The organism is Candidatus Marithrix sp. Canyon 246 (assembly GCF_001723685.1).
Lineage (GTDB): Bacteria > Pseudomonadota > Gammaproteobacteria > Beggiatoales > Beggiatoaceae > Marithrix.
This window is the reverse complement of the sequence record NZ_MCBX01000005.1, coordinates 1-16,305: the sequence shown is the minus strand read 5'-3', so window position 1 is coordinate 16,305 and position 16,305 is coordinate 1. Positions and strand designations below refer to the sequence as shown.

Annotated in this window: 20 protein-coding genes, 1 tRNA gene and 1 pseudogene; 6 read left to right on the top strand and 16 right to left on the bottom strand. The window is 34.0% G+C overall.

Annotated features, from left to right (window positions below; all coding sequences use genetic code 11):
- Positions 1–66 precede the first annotated feature (66 nt).
- A pseudogene (locus BHU68_RS18265) lies at positions 67–402 on the bottom strand (hypothetical protein); the annotation flags it as partial.
- A 351-nt stretch (positions 403–753) separates the two neighbouring features.
- Here BHU68_RS18265 and lptG point away from each other — a divergent pair.
- The 3 genes from lptG (at position 754) to BHU68_RS04710 (ending at position 4,312) form a co-directional block, all read left to right on the top strand.
- The gene (gene lptG / locus BHU68_RS04720) at positions 754–1,830 is read left to right on the top strand and encodes an LPS export ABC transporter permease LptG (protein WP_069470198.1); all 1,077 of its coding nucleotides are present in this window, start codon (positions 754–756) and stop codon (positions 1,828–1,830) included.
- A 6-nt stretch (positions 1,831–1,836) separates the two neighbouring features.
- On the top strand, positions 1,837–3,033 hold the full coding sequence (locus tag BHU68_RS04715) for a type II secretion system F family protein (RefSeq protein ID WP_069470199.1): 1,197 nt from the start codon (positions 1,837–1,839) through the stop codon (positions 3,031–3,033).
- Positions 3,034–3,100: 67 nt separating this feature from the next.
- Entirely contained in the window at positions 3,101–4,312 is a 1,212-nt protein-coding gene (locus BHU68_RS04710; protein WP_069470200.1) for a metallophosphoesterase family protein, read from the top strand.
- A gap of 54 nt (positions 4,313–4,366) precedes the next feature.
- On the opposite strand, the gene BHU68_RS04705 is transcribed toward BHU68_RS04710, so the two are convergent.
- From BHU68_RS04705 to BHU68_RS04655, 12 genes are all read right to left on the bottom strand, one after another.
- Positions 4,367–5,221, bottom strand: coding sequence for a prephenate dehydrogenase (locus BHU68_RS04705; protein WP_069470201.1), 855 nt, complete (start codon positions 5,219–5,221; stop codon positions 4,367–4,369).
- Positions 5,211–6,275 (bottom strand): SEL1-like repeat protein, encoded by a 1,065-nt coding sequence (locus BHU68_RS04700; RefSeq protein WP_069470202.1) that lies wholly within the window; start codon positions 6,273–6,275, stop codon positions 5,211–5,213. The genes BHU68_RS04705 and BHU68_RS04700 overlap by 11 nt, the downstream gene beginning before the upstream one ends.
- 18 nt (positions 6,276–6,293) lie before the next feature.
- Entirely contained in the window at positions 6,294–7,298 is a 1,005-nt protein-coding gene (gene pheS / locus BHU68_RS04695; RefSeq protein ID WP_069470203.1) for a phenylalanine--tRNA ligase subunit alpha, read from the bottom strand.
- Between the two features lie 117 nt (positions 7,299–7,415).
- A complete protein-coding gene (gene rplT, locus BHU68_RS04690; RefSeq protein ID WP_069470204.1) occupies positions 7,416–7,772 on the bottom strand; it encodes a 50S ribosomal protein L20 in 357 nt (118 codons plus the stop codon).
- A gap of 17 nt (positions 7,773–7,789) precedes the next feature.
- Positions 7,790–7,984: a 50S ribosomal protein L35 gene (gene rpmI / locus BHU68_RS04685; RefSeq protein ID WP_069470205.1), complete on the bottom strand. Its 195-nt coding sequence runs from the start codon at positions 7,982–7,984 to the stop codon at positions 7,790–7,792.
- A gap of 48 nt (positions 7,985–8,032) precedes the next feature.
- Positions 8,033–8,560 carry a translation initiation factor IF-3 gene (gene infC, locus BHU68_RS04680; protein ID WP_069470206.1) on the bottom strand — a complete coding sequence of 176 codons (528 nt, stop codon included), beginning with the start codon at positions 8,558–8,560 and terminating at the stop codon, positions 8,033–8,035.
- 23 nt (positions 8,561–8,583) lie between these two features.
- Positions 8,584–10,485 (bottom strand): threonine--tRNA ligase, encoded by a 1,902-nt coding sequence (thrS, locus tag BHU68_RS04675; protein WP_069470207.1) that lies wholly within the window; start codon positions 10,483–10,485, stop codon positions 8,584–8,586.
- A 55-nt stretch (positions 10,486–10,540) separates the two neighbouring features.
- Positions 10,541–10,615 (bottom strand) — tRNA-Val (locus BHU68_RS04670).
- 108 nt (positions 10,616–10,723) lie between these two features.
- Entirely contained in the window at positions 10,724–10,909 is a 186-nt protein-coding gene (locus BHU68_RS18260; RefSeq protein WP_445082165.1) for a DUF4143 domain-containing protein, read from the bottom strand.
- The gene (locus tag BHU68_RS04665) at positions 10,851–11,060 is read right to left on the bottom strand and encodes a hypothetical protein (RefSeq protein ID WP_069470208.1); all 210 of its coding nucleotides are present in this window, start codon (positions 11,058–11,060) and stop codon (positions 10,851–10,853) included. Before BHU68_RS04665 ends, BHU68_RS18260 begins: the two co-directional genes overlap by 59 nt.
- Positions 11,061–11,080: 20 nt before the next feature.
- Positions 11,081–11,755: a methyltransferase domain-containing protein gene (locus BHU68_RS04660; RefSeq protein ID WP_069470209.1), complete on the bottom strand. Its 675-nt coding sequence runs from the start codon at positions 11,753–11,755 to the stop codon at positions 11,081–11,083.
- A gap of 16 nt (positions 11,756–11,771) precedes the next feature.
- On the bottom strand, positions 11,772–12,863 hold the full coding sequence (locus BHU68_RS04655; RefSeq protein WP_069470210.1) for a radical SAM/SPASM domain-containing protein: 1,092 nt from the start codon (positions 12,861–12,863) through the stop codon (positions 11,772–11,774).
- Between the two features lie 279 nt (positions 12,864–13,142).
- On the opposite strand from BHU68_RS04655, the gene BHU68_RS04650 reads away from it, so the two are divergent.
- Both BHU68_RS04650 and BHU68_RS04645 read left to right on the top strand, forming a co-directional pair.
- The gene (locus BHU68_RS04650; protein WP_069470211.1) at positions 13,143–13,604 is read left to right on the top strand and encodes a DUF4381 domain-containing protein; all 462 of its coding nucleotides are present in this window, start codon (positions 13,143–13,145) and stop codon (positions 13,602–13,604) included.
- Positions 13,601–14,527 (top strand): VWA domain-containing protein, encoded by a 927-nt coding sequence (locus BHU68_RS04645; protein ID WP_069470212.1) that lies wholly within the window; start codon positions 13,601–13,603, stop codon positions 14,525–14,527. The genes BHU68_RS04650 and BHU68_RS04645 overlap by 4 nt, the downstream gene beginning before the upstream one ends.
- On the opposite strand, the gene ygfZ is transcribed toward BHU68_RS04645, so the two are convergent.
- The 3 genes from ygfZ to BHU68_RS04630 form a co-directional block, all read right to left on the bottom strand.
- Positions 14,502–15,284 carry a CAF17-like 4Fe-4S cluster assembly/insertion protein YgfZ gene (gene ygfZ / locus BHU68_RS04640; protein ID WP_069470213.1) on the bottom strand — a complete coding sequence of 261 codons (783 nt, stop codon included), beginning with the start codon at positions 15,282–15,284 and terminating at the stop codon, positions 14,502–14,504. The genes BHU68_RS04645 and ygfZ overlap by 26 nt on opposite strands.
- The gene (locus BHU68_RS04635; protein ID WP_141698831.1) at positions 15,281–15,502 is read right to left on the bottom strand and encodes a hypothetical protein; all 222 of its coding nucleotides are present in this window, start codon (positions 15,500–15,502) and stop codon (positions 15,281–15,283) included. The genes ygfZ and BHU68_RS04635 overlap by 4 nt, the downstream gene beginning before the upstream one ends.
- Positions 15,503–15,563: 61 nt before the next feature.
- Positions 15,564–15,848 (bottom strand): nucleotidyltransferase domain-containing protein, encoded by a 285-nt coding sequence (locus tag BHU68_RS04630; RefSeq protein ID WP_069470215.1) that lies wholly within the window; start codon positions 15,846–15,848, stop codon positions 15,564–15,566.
- A gap of 330 nt (positions 15,849–16,178) precedes the next feature.
- On the opposite strand from BHU68_RS04630, the gene BHU68_RS16270 reads away from it, so the two are divergent.
- A partial coding sequence (locus tag BHU68_RS16270) for an AAA family ATPase (RefSeq protein ID WP_171900386.1) occupies positions 16,179–16,305 on the top strand: 127 nt, incomplete at its 3' end.

Below are 16,305 nucleotides of genomic sequence, written 5' to 3'. Positions count from 1 at the left end.
AACAAATTTTTGAAGATTTACTAATTATACAGACTAATATTAATTAACGTGAAAATTATGATCATTCTACAGCCATTCAGAACATTTGAATAACTTGAATATATGAATAAAATTCCAAATGGCAGCAGTATGGTTTTCTAGCTTTTTTGAAAAAGAAAATGTCTTTCTTACAAAACGGGCATACGAAGTCAGCGAAGCTAATGCGTTGGCGGAAGGTATTATTTAATCTTTACTTCGTTACTTCGTTAGACGATAAACCGGTGGAAGGCAATTCCATAAAAAACCACGGGCTCCATTAACATCACGGTTGCCGAGATAAAAACCAACTATTTCACGGGTATTACGATCTATAGCCAGCTATACCCATTGTTTATTATCTTTGTTATTGACATAATACCACAAAAAATATTATTTGACCCTGCAATAACTCTGGCCACAGACCTGACAGGTTTTTAAAACCTGTCAGGTCTAAAACCCATTTCTTCGACAATTGGATCTTCGTACATTTTATCTTTCCTCAGAGTTCTTCTGATGAACATAATATCGGACTTCTAAAACCATGATCTTCAATGATTCTGGTAATTTTTGATCTCATGTTACGCATTGTAAGTTGGGCTTCCTCTCGTCAGCCCAACCTACAGGATATATCACAGATAGAAGAAATGTGCGTAAGATCAGTTAGTATAACAAAGTTTAGCTGTTTTAGTTGGTATGATGTATAATTAAAAAAATTTAAACAACAAATAAAAACCCATGAAAAAAATTGATAAATATATTGCCAGTACAGTATTCTCAGGCATACTAATAGTATTATTAGTATTAGTCGGATTATTTACCTTCTTTGCTTTTATTGACGAAATTGACGATATAGGCAAACAGCGTTATGAATTATCCCACGCTGTTCAATATGTTTTATTAGAAGTTCCTAAACATATTTATGACATCTTTCCAAGCGCGGCTTTATTAGGTAGTTTATTAGCACTAGGTGCTTTAGCTAATAATAGTGAATTGACTGTTATGCGTGCCGCTGGAGTCTCTATTCTTAGTATTGCTGTTTCTGTATTAAAATTGGGTTTGGCTTTAACTGTGATTGTGATGTTAATCGGTGAATTGGTGGTGCCACGTTCTGGGCAATATGCACATAATATGCGAGCTATGGCTCAATCTGAACATGCCAATCAACAAATGGTGTTTAGTCGGCGTTATGGTTTTTGGGCGCGTGATGGTAATGATTTTATTAATATTCGTACTATTTTTCCTGATGGTGGTTTTGGTGGTGTCAGTTTATATCAAGTTGATGGTAAGCAAAATTTAAAAGCTTTAACTTATGCCAGAACTGCTTATTATGAACATGGTCAGTGGCAATTATATGAAGTAGAACGACAAAATATTGGAGAAGAACAAGTTACACGTGAATTTTTACCAAAAGTTACTTGGAATGCGATTTTAAAACCAGCATTAGTAAATATTGTAGTTGTACGCCCAAATCAACTATCAAGTTTCGGCTTATATAAATATATACAATACTTAAAAGACAATGGACAACGCACCAGACAATATGAACTAGCATTTTGGACACGTTTAAGTTATCCAATTGTCAGTGCCACTATGATTTTCTTAGCAATTCCTTTTGTGTTTGGATCATTACGCACTGTTTCAGTAGGACAACGGGTTTTGGTTGGAGCCTTACTGGGTGTAGGTTTTCATATGTTGAATCAAGCAACTGGAAATGTGGCTTTAGTTTATGGAATAAATCCAGCAATTAGTGCCTTTTCACCACCAATAGTATTTTTACTAATTGCAATTAAAATGATGCGTAGAGTTATTTAGCGGCTGATGTATCAATATTTCTCATATAAAGCAATGGATTCTGCTGGGCGAATTGTTAAAGGCAATCTGGGCGCAAATAGTATTGAAAAATTAGAAGCGCGTTTAGAACACATGGGTTTAGACATCATTTCTTATAGCCCTAAAAAATCGCGTAAATCCTTATTTCATCAAGTTTCTCGCAGAGATTTAATTAGTTTTTGTTTTCAGATGGAAACCTTGCTACGTGCAGGTATTCCATTATTAGATGGTTTAATTGAATTGCGTGATAGTCTCTCACAATCACGGTTTCGTGATGTATTGGCAGATATAATTGAGGAACTTTATGGAGGAGCGAGTTTCTTTGAAAGTTTAGAAGCCTTTCCCGATATTTTTGACCCTATTTTTATAAATTTAGTTACTGTTGGTGAACAAAGTGGAAAATTAGATACTATATTTAAACACTTAGTAGAAAAACTAAAATGGCAAGATGAAATCCTCGCAAAAACTAAAAAGCTGCTGATATATCCAGCAATACTGTTAATAACAATTATAGCGTTATTATTTTTCCTGATGATATATCTAGTTCCGCAGCTAGTGGTATTTATCAATGACATAAATACAGAATTACCATTACAAACCCGTCTTCTAATTTATATCTCCGACATCTTTCAACAATATTGGCATCTGATATTAATCACGCCATTGCTAATCATTTTTGTATTCAAAATTGCAATAAAATTTAGTCTTCGCTTTAGTTATCTGATTGATAATTTAAAATTAAGGATATTTGGTGGAATTTTCAAAAAAATTATTTTAGCGCGTTTTGCAACTTTTTTTGCATTATTATATAGCAGCGGTATATCTGTATTAGAATGTCTGGAACTATGTCAAAAGATTACCGGCAATTTAGTAATTGAGAATGCTTTAGATGAAGTGAAAATTAATATTGCAGAAGGCTTAAATATGTATGAGAGCTTTGAAACTACTGGATTATTTTCTCCATTAACATTAGCAATGCTAAGAATTGGAGAAACTACAGGCGAATTAGATCGTGCATTTCTCAATCTGAGTTATTTTTATAATCGCGATATAACTGAATCTATTGACAAACTTCAAGCTTTGATAGAGCCTGTGATGACGGTAGTGTTAGGCTTATTATTGGCATGGGTAATGTTCTCAATTTTGGGACCAATTTATGATACGATCAGCATAAATTCTCAATAAGTTCTTGAATAAATTTCATTATTAAGATAAGCTTGGCAGCAAGACCATATTTATAGGAAAAAATAACATGAAATTTATTCACGCTGCGGATATTCATTTAGATAGCCCTTTACGTGGTTTAAGCCGTTATGAAGGGGCACCAGTTGAGCTGATGCAAAGTGCTACTCGACGTGCTTTTGTCAATATGATTGATTTGGCATGTCAGGAAGCTGTTGATTTTATAGTGTTAGCTGGCGATTTGTATGATGGTGATTGGAAAGATTATAATACTGGCTTATTTTTTAATCAGCAAATGAGCCGCTTACGTGAAGCTAATATTAAAGTTTTTATGGTATTAGGCAATCATGACGCTAGCAATACTATCACTAGACAATTGCGATTGCCAGATAATGTTATTGAATTCAGTGATCAAGAGGCTGAGACTAAATATTTAGAAGATTTAGGAGTGGCAATACATGGGCAAAGTTTTGCCAATAAAGCCATTACTGATGATCTGAGTGCAAATTATCCTGATGCTATTTCTGATTATTTTAATATTGGCGTACTTCACACTGCTTTAAATGGGCGTAATGGTCATGATAATTACGCCCCTTGCACAATTCCTAGTTTATTATCGCATGGTTATGATTATTGGGCACTTGGACATGTGCATCAACGCGAAATCATACATGAAAAACCTTGGATAGTTTTTTCTGGTAATTTACAAGGCAGACATGTGCGTGAAACTGGTGCTAAAGGTTGTTCTTTAGTAACAGTAGAAGATGGACAAACTCAGGTGAGCCATATTTCAGTAGATGTATTGCGATGGCAAATATGTGAACTGGATGCTAGTGAAATTGAAGTGGCAGAAGATTTATTAGATAAAGCACATTCAACAGTAACTAAAGCTTTAGAAAGTGCAGAAGACAGACCATTAGCTTTACGTTTTGTTATAACAGGAACATCTCCAATTAATAATGAATTACATAGTAATTCAGAACGATGGTTAAATGAAATCCGTGCTGTTGCCACTGATGCTGGCTTAGGTAAAGTATGGATAGAAAAAATTAATTTACAATTATCGAAAAAATCAGAAGCAACATTAGGCGAAATTAGCAATTTTTTACAGAATATACCTAAAGAAAATGAAATTTTAGAAGCTTTAAGCACTGAATTTAAAGGCTTAAAAAATGCCCTACCCTTAGAAGCGCGAACTAAACATGATCCTGATACAATTTGCCGCTTGTTAGAAAATGGAGTGGAAGAATTATTGATGGCACGTTTATTGGTTCATGGGTAGAAGATGAATGGCAAATAGTGAAGATCTATGGGATTTTATGCTTTGTGCATTTTATTAACACAGGGATTGATCGCGAGCGATTTTAGCACGACTAAAAATATCTTTAATCTCACTACTATCGCCTTGTTGAATTGCCTTGGTTAAATCATCCAATTGATTTCTAAACAATCCTAACATTTTCAGAATAGCATCTCGATTAGAAAGACTAATGTCATGCCACATGGTAGGATCACTTGAAGCAATTCGAGTAAAGTCTCTAAACCCGCCAGCGGCAAATTCAAAGATTTCTGGATTCATTTGATTTAAGGTATTAACTAAACTATAAGCTAATAAATGGGGTAAGTGGCTAGTTGCAGCTAAGATTTCATCATGTTGTGCCACTGACATTTTTACAACTGTAGCACCAATTTTTTGCCACATTAAAGTGACAGTTTCAACTGCTGCTGGATTCGTTTCAGCCACTGGAGTTAATATTACTTTATGATCTTCAAATAATTCTGCAAATGAAGCTGCAACTCCACTTTTTTCAGTGCCAGCAATCGGATGACCCGGTACAAATTGTGGAAAATGTTGACCTAAATATTGTTTAGCATCAGCAATCACACTCGCTTTAGCACTACCAACATCAGTAATAATAGTGTCTGGTGATATTTCCTTGCTGATAGTCTTAAAAATACCAGCAATTGATCTTAAAGGTACTGCAACAATTATCAAATCAGAATTTGCAACTGCGCGATCAATTTGAGTTTCATACTTATCAATTACACCCAATTCAATGGCAGTTTCCAAATTAGCTACATTACGCCCACAACCTATAATCTCGTCACAAGCATTAATTCTTTTTAAGGCGCGAGCGATTGAACCACCTATCAACCCAACACCAATAATTGTAAGACGTTTAACGAGCATTATGTTGCAATTGCCACTTTTTGGCTAAGCGTTCACCTTTAGTAATATCTTTCACTGATAATTGTTTAACTAAAAAAGTACGCCCATCACGAGCTTGCTTATTACCACCTTTAGAAGCAAGAGATACCCATTTATAAGCTGTAACCAAATCCTTTTTTACACCTTCACCTTTAAAATACATCATACCAAGATTATTTTGTGCATCAGCAAAACCTTGCTCTGCTGCCTTAGTTGTCCATTTAACAGCCTTGCCTAAACTTCTTCTAACTCCTTGACCCCTATAATATAATTGTCCTAAACCCGCTTCTGCTGGAGCATATTTTTGCTTAGCCGCTTTAGTAAACCATTTTTTGGCTTCCTTAAAATTTTTACGATTTTTATACAGCATAAATCCTAATAAATATTGTGCTTCAGCAGATTTATCCTCATTTGACGCTTTTAAAAACCATTTTGCTGCTTGTTGATAATTTCTACCAAATCCTTTACCAGCAAAATACATTTTACCAATATGAATTTTTGCATTAGGATTGCCCTTTGCTGCCGCTTGTTGAAACAGTTTTTTGGCTTTAATGAAATTTTGTTTCTTATATGCCATTAAACCTAATGTATATATTGACTGATTATCACCTTGTGCTGCGGCTTTTTTGTACCATGATTTTGCCTTATTTAAATTGCGTGGCACTCCTTTACCAGTATGATACATTTGACCAAGATTATATTGAGCATTTGCTAAACCTGTTGCTGCCGCTTTACTAAATAGTTGATAAGCTTTAGATAAATTTTGAGCAACCCCTTTGCCTTCATAATACATCACGGCTAAATTATTATTTGCAACCGCAGTTTCTTTTTGTTTAGATGGATCTTGAGTAGTAGCCTGTTTATAACCTTCAACAGCAGTTGTATAATCACCTTTCTTATGTAAATCGTTAGAAGCAACCAGAACTTGTTTTGTATCTTTACCTTCAAATGTACCTGTAGTTTTTGTAGGGCTGCTACCACACCCTGATAAGAAAATAAATGCAAAAAGCAATAAGGATATGTGTATTTTAAACATAAATGAGTACCTATAATATTAGTTAAATTGACGTAAAAAACGCAAATCATTGTCAAAGAATAACCGTAAGTCATTCACACCATAATATAACATAGCTAAACGTTCAACACCCATACCAAAAGCAAAACCAGTGTATTTTTCATTGTCAATTCCAACCGAAGCAAACACATTAGGATGCACCATGCCACAACCTAAAACTTCTAACCAACCGCTTTGTTTACAAACACGACAACCCTTACCACCACAACTGACGCATTGCACATCTACTTCCGCAGAAGGCTCAGTAAAAGGAAAATAAGAAGGGCGAAAACGTACCTGCAAATCTGCTCCAAAAAAGTTTTTTAGAAAATCATCTAAAATACCCTTCAAATCGGCAAAATTGACATCAGTATCAACCATCAAACCTTCGATTTGATGAAACATTGGCGTATGAGTTAAATCAGAATCACAACGATAAACCCGCCCGGGTGCAATAATTTTGAGCGGCGGCTGCTCATTTTTCATGACACGAACTTGTACTGGTGAAGTATGAGTTCTTAATAAAGTATTAGCATCAAAATAAAAAGTATCGTGCATAGCACGCGCTGGATGATGAGCTGGAATATTTAAAGCCTCGAAATTGTGATAATTATCTTCAATTTCAGGACCTTCCTTGACTTGAAAACCAATTTGAGTAAATAGATTTTCTATCTTTTGTAAGATTTGAGTAATTGGATGCAAACCACCGCTAGCTTGCCCACGCCCGGGCAATGTTACATCAATACGTTCTTGCGCCAATTGCGCTTCTAACTGTGCAGCTTGTAAAAACTCACGACGCGCTTGAATAGCTGCTTGTAAAGTTTTTTTTGTCCGATTAATTTCTTGACCAACTTTTTTACGTTCATCAACCGGTAAACTACCTAGTTGTTTAAGTTGCTCAGTTAGAACACCTTTTTTACCGAGAAATTGGACACGTAATTGATCAAGAATGCTTAAATCAGGGGCTTTTTCAACTTGGATTAATAATTGTGGAAGATCTGACATTTTCTTTGAAGGGAAATTTTTTTTGTTATTATTATCATGGCTTATGTGGTGGGTTTCGCTATCGCTCTACCCACCCTACATCAATACTTAACCAGTCAAAATAAAAATGAGAATAAATTAAGCTAAACTAGCTTTAGCTTTATCAGCTATAGCTGCAAACGCATCTTTATTATAAACTGCTAAATCGGCTAAGATCTTGCGATCTACTTCAATCTCTGCTTTCTTTAAACCGTCAATTAAGCGGCTATAAGATAAACCACATTCACGTGCTGCGGCATTAATTCGTGCAATCCATAAAGCTCTAAATTGACGTTTACGTTGTCGGCGATCACGATAAGCGTATTGTCCGGCTTTAGTAACTGCTTGTTTAGCCACACGTAATACATTACGACGGGCACCACGATAACCTTTCGCGGCTTTTAAAATCTTTTTATGTTTGGCGTGTGCGGTAACACCACGTTTGACTCTAGGCATTTTTTATAATTCTCACTTTAAGCATAAGGTAATAATTTTTTAACGGCGGCAACATCAGCTTTATTTATCATTAAAGTTGAACGTAAGTGACGTTTACGTTTGGTACTTTTTTTCGTGAGAATATGTCTGCGGTGGCTTTGAGCGCGTTTAAAGCCCTTACTTGTAGCTTTAAAACGTTTTGCTGCTCCGCGATTTGTTTTCATTTTAGGCATAATAATTCCTATGTTAAATAACCCTCTATAAATAGAGGGTTGCGAATATTATTTTTTAATTTGTTTGATTGGAGCCAGTATCATCACCATTTGTCGCCCTTCCATTTTTGGACGTTGTTCAACTGTTCCATAGTCAGCCAAATCTACTTCTACACGTTTCAGTAAATCACGACCCAAATTTTGGTGAGCCATTTCTCTACCGCGAAACCGTAGTGTGACTTTAGCTTTATCTCCGCTCTCTAGGAAACGTATCAGGTTGCGTAGCTTGACCTGATAATCCCCTTGATCGGTATTTGGTCGAAATTTTGCCTCTTTGATTTGCACCTGTTTTTGCTTTTTCTTAGATTCACGTTGTTTACGTTTTTGTTCAAACAAAAACTTACCGTAATCCATGATTCGGCATACAGGTGGTTTAGCATTAGGTACAATCTCGACTAAATCCAATTCTGCTTTTTTGGCTTGTTCTAATGCTTCAGTATTAGAAACAATACCAACTTGATTACCTTCAGCGTCTATTAATCGTACATTAGGTACTGTAATTGCACTATTTAGACGTGTGCGTTTATCAAAAACGATATTAAATATCCTCCAAAATAACTTTAAATCCTAACATCTGCGTTTAATTGTTCAATAAAAGCGTCTAATGATAGACTACCTTTATTTTCACCAGTTCGCAGACGCACGGCAATTTCTTGATTTGTAACTTCTCGTTCACCGACTACTAAAAGATAAGGTACTTTCTGTAAAGTATGTTCACGAATTTTAAATCCTATCTTTTCATTTCTCAAGTCTGTTGTGACACGAAAACCATGCTTTAATAAATGAGTTTCAATCATTTTAGCATACTCAGCCTGATCATCGGTAATATTAAGTATTACTGCTTGTACAGGAGCTAACCATACTGGTAAAGCTCCTGCATATTCTTCAATTAATATGCCAATAAAACGTTCCAAGGAACCTAAAATGGCTCGATGTAACATTACTGGAACTTTACGACTACTATCGGCGGTTACATATTCTGCTCCTAAACGTCCGGGCATTGAAAAATCAACTTGAATAGTACCACATTGCCAAATACGATCTAAGCTATCTTTAAGAGAAAATTCGATTTTCGGACCATAAAAAGCCCCTTCGCCGGGTTGTAAATCCCAGTCTAATTGTTTATTATTTAATGACAATTCTAAGGCTTGTTCTGCTTTATCCCATTCTTCATCACTACCAACTCTTTGTTCGGGGCGAGTAGATAATTTAATGATTATATCTTTAAAGCCGAAATCATTATACACTTTAAAGACTAAATCAATGAAATCAGAAACCTCAGTTTGTATTTGATCTTCAGTACAAAAAATATGAGCATCATCTTGAACAAAATTACGAATACGCATTAAACCATGCAAAGTTCCAGATGGTTCATTACGATGGCATGAGCCAAATTCTGCTAAACGTAGCGGCAAGTCGCGATAACTTTTTAATCCTTGATTAAATACTTGAACGTGACAAGGGCAATTCATAGGTTTAATTGCATAATCACGATTTTCTGAATGGGTGGTGAACATTTCCTTACCAAATTTATCCCAATGTCCAGATTTTTCCCATAAAGAACGATCCACTAGTTGTGGAGTATTTATTTCTTGATAATCGTTCTTACGTAATAAATTACGAATATATTCTTGTATTAGTAAGTAAATTGTCCAACCTTTATCATGCCAGAACACCATGCCCGGTGCTTCATCTTGAACATGAAACAAGTTTAGACGCTTAGCTAATTTACGATGATCGCGCTTTTCAGCCTCTTCAAGGCGGTGCAAATAGGTTTTTAAATCTTTTTTATTCGCCCAAGCGGTGCCATAAATACGCTGCAACATTTCATTATTAGAATCACCGCGCCAATATGCACCAGCTACCTTCATGAGTTTAAAGGCTTTTATTTTGCCAGTATTAGGTACATGTGGTCCTCTGCATAAATCAATAAATTCACCTTGTTTATACAATGACAAATCTTGATCACTAGGAATAGACTCAATAATTTGAGCTTTATATTCCTCATTTTGCGCTCTAAAAAATTCAGTAGCCTCATCACGTGGCATCAGCGAACGTGTAACAGTTAAATTCTCTGAAGCTAATTTAGCCATTTTGGCTTCAATTTTGGCTAAATCTTCAGGTGTAAAACTTTTTTCGTAGGCAAAATCATAATAGAAACCATTATCTATAACTGGACCAATGGTCACTTGCGCAGTTGGAAATAAGGCTTTAACGGCTTGAGCCATTAAATGGGCGCAAGAATGACGTATAATTTCCAAGGCTTCTGGATCACGATCAGTAATAATAGCTAATGAAACATCATGATCAATAATAGATGATGTATCTATTAAATTACCATCAATTTTAGCAGCTATAGCCGCTTTAGCTAAACCAGCGCCAATACTAGCGGCTACTTCAGCAACAGTTACAGGATGCTCAAATTCCCGATGGCTACCATCAGGTAAACTTATAATAGGCATAAAATCACAAATTGGATAAAACGATTTATAAAGGAGGGGGAAGGAAAAAACAAATTGGTAGGCGCGAGTGGGATCGAACCACCGACCACTACCATGTCAAGGTAGTGCTCTACCACTGAGCTACGCGCCTATATTGAATCAATCCTGAATAATATAACATTTAATTTTGAATTGTGCAAGTGCTTTTTATTATAAATTTCCAATTGGAAACGCCCATCTCTGTTTTCTAAGACTAAATCTACTTCATTTTTTTTAAATCTCTAAAATGATAGATATTTATGCTTTGTTTTGAGTATGTGCTGAATTTTAATAATTCTGTATATACATAATTTTCAATGATGCTGCCATATATTCCATTTTTATTTTCAAATAGATTTTTTATGTTTAAATTTAATAGGCTGCTTACTAAGTGATAGATTGACAAAATACGAAGGTATGATTTTTATAATGTACATAGCTTCTAATATTTCTATATAAGCAGCTACTGTTTTATTATCTATTTGTAAAATTTCAGGATAGCCTCCTCTAATGATAAACGCTAATATTTGTTCTAATTCAAATTGACAAGATGGCAAATCAATATTACCAACAATATTTAAACATTATAAGCCACATTCTTGATAGCAACTAAGGATTTTGTTAAACCAAAAACTTTTTCTTTTCTGATTTTAGCATCTTGAAACAGCTGATTAAACATTGTTTGATTTGGCAAATTCATGTGAATTACTTCATTTACCGCTTCATTTAAATTTTTAGCTTTTTCAATATGCCCTATTGAAAATTTCATTACTAAGCTAATTCGTATTTGTTCAGAAAACCAATGAATAAACGGTACCATATAATGAGGTTCAATAGGGAACCAAAAATAAGGGGCTTGCACAAAGTAATTTTCTCCAACTCTACGAATTTCTTTAGCACATTGTTGCATTTGTTCCCAAGATCCCACATGTTCTATAACTGAATTTGAATGAGCAATATTGAATGAATTATCATTAAATTGAGATAAATCACAAGCATCTGCTTCAATATAAATAAATATTTTATCGTCTTTAGGATTAATAAATGTGCCCGGTAAATTAACTAAAGTTATTTTAACATTTTTTTCATTAAGAAATTGCTCGCCTATAAAATTCCAATAAACTTTTGTACCTCCAACATCAATTATTGAAACTTTACCATATTTTTTATATATTTTTTTAATCATTTCTCTTAGCGGGGCAATGCGTTTAGCTCTACATTTTGAACCTATAATTTGTGCTATATTTTTCATATTTATATATTTATTATTATTTATTAAAAAATAATAAACCTCTTTTAATTTCTTGTTTAAATGATCTTTTAGTCATACATGAGTTCGCGCAATCGACTGAACCAAATTTTTGACATTTAACTGTTTGAATTCTATTTTTCTTTGCTAATTCGCCATACCATATTTCACGAGCAGTTTGCGTTTTTACATTACCAATAACTGGATGAAGCCAACATAAATTCACATCACCATTTGGATTCATATAATATTCCCGCAAGCCAATGTGACAAGGTGATATACCTTGATTGACAGCTTTACCTAAAAAATGATCAGGAAAACTACGGAGTTTTTCTTCACTAGTTTCTATAGGTGATCCATTTTTTTTCATTGTAATTAATGTTTCTACAACTTCTTGTAATTTTTCTATATCTGATGATTTTGATAGCCATAAATTCTCCTTGACTTCACTTGTCAAAGGGCGAACTGGGCTAAAATCAATAGTAGTTGCTCCCATATCAGTAAATAAATCAACTATTTTTGGCAAACTATGAAAGTTATAAAAATTAACTGTTGGTTTAATTCTAATTGGAAACTTTACTTTCTGCTTCTGCATTTCTTGTTTTAGAATACCGATGCCTTTAATAATATTATTTAATGAATTTGGTACTCCCCGTACCAAATCATGAACTTCAGGGTTTGCACCATCAATAGATATATCTATATTCATAGGTTTAGCAGCTACAACTTTTTTTACCACCCCATGATTGATAAAAGCAGAACCATTGGTAATCAATCCCCATTCGATTCCTTCCTGATGACAAAATTGCAATAAATCAATAAAGCCTTTTTTTACAAACACTTCTCCGCCGGAAAATTGTACTGTATAAGGTCCCACAAACTTTTTTAAGCTTAACAATGCTTGTTTCCATTCTGGGATAGTTAATTCATCAGGATAATGATTTGATCGCCAATGATCACAATATTGACATTTATAATTACAGCGATTACTGATTTCTATATTAATAGAGAATGGTTTGGTGGTATCTATACCAGTTTTTAGATAAAGTTCTTCACTGGCGCGATGAATTAGGTAGCGTGTTCCCAAATTTGTAAGTTTTTTTAATTGCATTTTAGTAATAACCTATGATATATATAATAATTAATAGTTAGTATTTATGCAAAAAAATACCCAAAATTCTTTACATGGTCAAAAAATATATTTACACATTATTTCTAAGGTCGGTTATCACCGACCCTATAGCTTTTCAGAAAAAGAAAAACTCTCAGACCTGACAGGTCTATAAAATTATTTATCATATTCTGTTTAAATTGCTTGACAAACTACTTATAAACGGCATCATATTTTTTATATAATTTTCCGAATACCCTATGGTATAAATATATACTTATGAATCAATCAATAGAACTAATAAAAAAACTAAACGACATCCACAGTCCACCACCCATACCATTATGGCCACCAGCAATTGGATGGTGGATAATAGCATTATTAATTATACTTACAACTGCATGCTACTATTATAAGTATTATTTTATCACGCATAAAATTAGACGAGCAGCTTTAAAAAAATTTAAACAACTACAACAATTGCATTATCAGAATCAAAATCAATTAGTTATTGATTTATCAATTTTAATACGGCGCGTAGCATTAGCAAAATTTCCACAGCATCAAGTAGCCAAACTAAATGGCAATACATGGCTACAATTTTTAGATAAAACTGGTAATACCAAGGAATTTACTCAAGGTTCAGGGCAAGCATTATCTGTAGCACCCTATCAAAAATCACCACAGATAGAAATTGACAGATTAATGCTTTTAATAGAAAAATGGATTAAACAACAATGATACAATTTGCATGGTCTTGGCTATTTATACTTTTACCCCTACCTTGGCTAGTGCGCCGCTTTTTTCCCCCAGCGGCTCATCAAGTTCAAAATGCCTTGAGAGTTCCTTTTTTTGAACGAATTCATACTCAAGAAAATACTGTCAATGTCAATAAAAATAATCTGTTATTGTATATTTTGCTATGGATTACTTGGATATTATTAATCTCTGCCGCTGCCAGACCCCAGCTATTAGGCACAGCAATTGAATTACCAGTAACTGGACGTGATTTATTAGTTGCGGTTGATCTCTCAGATAGCATGAAAGAAAAATTACCAGATGGACAAACTCGCCTAAAAGTTGTAAAGCAAGTTATAGGTGACTTTATTGGAGCTAGAAAAGCTGATCGGATTGGATTAATTTTATTTGCTGAAAAAGCCTATGTACAAACACCCTTAACTTTTGATCGTCGCACCGTCAAAATCATGTTAGATCAAGCAAAAATAGGTTTTGCTGGACGTTCTACCGCTATTGGTGACGCTATAGGATTATCTATAAAACGTTTACGCAAACGTCAGACCAAAAATCGCGTGCTAATTCTAATTACAGATGGTAGTAATAACGCAGGAGTTGCAAATCCTATTCAAGCAGCAGAATGGGCTGCTGAAACAGGAATTCGTATCTATACAATAGGTTTTGCTATTAAAGAAAAAGATGAAAAAACTTTACAAAACATTGCTAAAATCACAAATGGACAATATTTTAAAGCTCAAGATAGTTTAAGCTTAAATAAAATTTATCAACAACTTGATAAAATAGAACAACAAATTGTAGAAACAAAAACTTTTCGTCCAAAAAAAGAACTTTATATATGGCTATTAAGCTTAGCCTTTTTATTATCTTTACTTGTACTTATAATCAAAGTTTATAAGGCAACTCCATAAGTTGCAAAGCTTTATCATTCTCAGCTTCTTTAATTTTAAGAACTGCTAAAACTACAACTCCACCATCCGGATGAGCTTGAGCATTAACAATTTTACCAATACCATTTAACTCATCTCCCGGTTGTGGCAGCTTTGCAGTATCTAACTTAACTAAAAACATACGACGTTTTACAGTTCCAAGATAGTGCATTCGTGCCACAACCTCTTGCCCCGTATAACAACCCTTTTTAAAACTTACACCGCCAATGGCATTAAAATTCACCATTTGCGGTACAAAAGCCTCAGCAGTAGCTGCTACAATTTGAGGCAAACCAGCAAGAATATTTAATAATTCCCATTTGCCTGTATCTACATCATAAGTATCTACATCAGCTTCAACTACCACCAAATAACGCCCTGTTTCCACTTGCAACACTGCAAAATTATTTTCAGGAGCATCACCAACTACAGCTAAACAACTTAACTTATCGCTAACATCCTCTAACTTAACATCAGCCCGCAAAACATACATTTGCAAACGTTTAAGCATAAAAGCTATACTATCATCTGGTAATATTATATAATAAGCATTATCGCGCATAAATAAGCGAAAATTAACAATAATACGCCCTTTAGAACTACACCAAGCACTTAACTGACTTTGCTCAGCAGTAACTTGACGCACATCATTAGTAAATTGCCCCTGCAAAAAAGTTTCAGCGTCATTGCCACTAACTTTTATAACAGCAAAAGATTCTAATTTCGTTATATTTTTCATAATTTAATTACATATTTAATATATTTTTCAATACCTTTAGCAAGTGTAATGACATTCACAGTTTGCTTTAGCGTCTCTTCAAAAGTTTCAATCAATTCAGCCTTAATATAATCATGAAAAATTTCATTTCGTAAGTCAGTCATTTCCCGTAATGATTCGACACTGTCTATTAAACCTCGTTTTTCAGCACGATTGACAGTATCAATTGTTCTTAACACTTTGCGTACAATGAGATCAATAGCTCTGGCATAGCCACTTGATTTTCTTTCAGTACTTCTTTCACAATATAATTCCCTTATTAAAAACTGCCCTTGCAAAAGTATTTGATAATTGTGTATCTGACAGTAGAAGATCAATTTTCTGCTCTCCTAACTGTTCCCATAATTGCCATCGTATTTTTCCAAGCTGATGGCGTTTGAGATCATTAGAAATAATTAATAAATCAATATCTCCACCTCGTGCTGCATCATCGGTGCGTGAGCCAAATAGAACAACTTTGGCATTAGCATCCAGTGCATAAATGTTTTGCTTAATTGTTTGTTGTTCAAATTTACTTAATCGCATAATTATACTCTAATTTATTGTGAAAATGTTTGATAAAATTACCATTATTGATTTCAATAATAACAATAGCTCCCAAACAAACCAATTCATCAGCACCTTTTTCTAGCATGGTTTTTTGAAATTCAAATCTACTTACATTATAACAGTTAATACTGGCACTGGAGATGGAACAATAAAATTAAATAGATACGTGAACAAATTTTTTATCCAGCACCATATGAAATTAGATTATTTAGTAAAACAAGGCACTAAAAGTTGAAACAATTACTGATTGTAAAAATGTTAGATTAACTGTAAAATATATATTTTCGAGAAAACCAAATTGAAAATATGAAAAAATTACCCATAGGCATTCAAACATTTTCAGAAATAATCACAGAAGATTATTTATATGTAGATAAGACTAAAGAAATTACTGAATTATTGCAAGGAGGTAAATATTTATTTCTATCTCGCC